General features: G+C 65.1%; 1 pseudogene. It reads left to right on the top strand.

Annotated features, from left to right (window positions below):
• Window positions 1-284: pseudogene (locus tag ACLI50_RS22605) on the top strand (hypothetical protein); the annotation flags it as partial.

The following is a 284-nucleotide window of genomic DNA, read 5'->3' as shown; positions in this document are numbered from 1 at the left end:
AGCTCGCCTTCACCACGTCCTATACAACGCGCTTCCCCGAATATGTTTCGGTGCGCACCGGAATTCCCGACAGCGTCGGCTACGCCGTGCTGCGGCACTTCCATGCCGCAGGCTCCATGACGATGGTTGCGACCGACTCGCTGCGGACCGAGCTTGCCGAGCGCGGCTTCCGCAGGCTCGGCTCTTGGACCCGCGGCGTCGACACCAAGATCTTCAATCCGGATCAGCCGGCCGTGCTCGATCTGCCGCGGCCGATCTTCATGACCATGGGCCGTGTCGCGGTG

It is taken from the genome of Chryseobacterium cupriresistens, from assembly GCF_046614675.1.
GTDB classification, from domain to species: Bacteria; Bacteroidota; Bacteroidia; order Flavobacteriales; family Weeksellaceae; genus Chryseobacterium; species Chryseobacterium cupriresistens.
This window is presented reverse-complemented; position numbering and strand designations above follow the sequence as displayed.